Origin of the sequence: Mesorhizobium sp. M2A.F.Ca.ET.039.01.1.1 (assembly GCF_003998035.1) — a bacterium.
Classification (GTDB): Bacteria; Pseudomonadota; Alphaproteobacteria; order Rhizobiales; family Rhizobiaceae; genus Mesorhizobium.
Genome location: NZ_RZRY01001149.1, coordinates 1 through 1,345, shown reverse-complemented (window position 1 = coordinate 1,345; position 1,345 = coordinate 1). Strand labels below are relative to the sequence as shown.

At 66.8% G+C, this 1,345-nt stretch carries 1 protein-coding gene and 1 pseudogene; both read right to left on the bottom strand.

The genetic code is table 11. The features are described 5' to 3' along the window. Window positions 1-444 precede the first annotated feature (444 nt). Window positions 445-845 (bottom strand): annotated as a pseudogene (locus EOA24_RS38070) (hypothetical protein); the annotation flags it as partial. Beyond that, window positions 845-1,315 (bottom strand): hypothetical protein, encoded by a 471-nt coding sequence (locus EOA24_RS38065; protein ID WP_127410832.1) that lies wholly within the window; start codon window positions 1,313-1,315, stop codon window positions 845-847. The pseudogene EOA24_RS38070 and the gene EOA24_RS38065, both read right to left, overlap by 1 nt. Window positions 1,316-1,345 lie beyond the last annotated feature (30 nt).

The window sequence follows — 1,345 nt, the reverse complement described above, 5'->3', positions numbered from 1 at the left end:
CTTCGGGCGCGGTCCAGACAAAACCGGCGGAAAGACGGGCGCTTCAGGGTCCGGGAGGGCCAGATCGAGCATGGTGGGTTTGCGTCCAAGCAGGGCTCACCAGCCCTCGCGCGGGACGCGGGCCCGCCATGTCGAGAGCGGCTCTCCCGGCCGCCCCGCGGCGCGGAACGCGGCCTTGAAGCGCACGGCCGCCGGTTTAGGACCGCACACCGAACGAAGGGAGCGCCGGCCAAGGAGCCTGACCCTCGACATGAGAACAGAAGCACAGCTTGCCGTGACACCACCGCCTCCGCTGCAGTCTGGTGGGGAATTGTGCCGGTTGCGTCACCACAAGATGAGCCGGCTTGTGCCCCGACAATTCGGCCGAGGCCGCTGCCGAACAAGGCACCTACCTCCCCTCGCGGCAGAGAGGCTGATTCTCACGCCGCGCGACCATCGAGACAACCCCCCATGGCTCGCGGTCGGATGACAGTAACGCCGTCGGCGAAGACGGTGGCGCCCTGCGATGGCCCCCACGGCGTTTGCGCTGTGGACCTGACCTCCTGTCGTGCAAGCGCACGCTTCTCTCGAGCGTGCTCCGCCTGCTCCAGAACCTTTGCTCGGAACGCCGCCTCGTCAGCGAGCTCGCCGCAATGACCGTAGAAATCCGAGCGCGTCCACTCGGCGAGCGGACGGCGGATACGCCAGCCGGTCGCCAGATAGTGCCGCCCCTCACTCGCGGGCAGCATGGCAAATGCCGTATCGACCAGGCGGGCGACGGAGACGCCGTCAGCGCTGCGGCCGAACTCCACCTCCGGAGAGCCGGAGATGGAGTTCTTGTTCGAACATCGAGGAGTATCGGTCATCACGCGGCCCTCCCCTCGACATGGTCCGCCGCGATCTCATCCGCCGTGATCTGATCGAGCACCGCGTTCGGATAAAAGTGCCGCGTCAGCCATTCTTCGGCATCGGCGCGATTTGGGGCGAGATGGACCAGCTCGGCGTCCTCGCCGGGCCGGTCGAGCACGCGGACCGCGCCCATGGCCGGCCGTTCGAGAAGCGTGAAGCGTAACCGGCTGTCCAGCGAAAACGTCCGAAGCACGCGCACGGCGACGACACCGCCCGAACCGTAATCGGCCTCGTGCAGCGTGAAGCTCGCCGGCAGGCTGATAGTGCCAACGACTGCTTCACCCTGCTTGCGGATCAGACGACCCCTGCTGTTGTTGGACTGCCATTGCGACAGCTTCTTGCGGTGCCGTTCCGGCGGCCGCGGCGTGGCGTCGGACCAGGCGATGAGCGAGCCGATTGGGGCCCGGAAGATGCGATGCGCGGACATGCATGTCCTCCATGCGCTGATTGTCAAAAC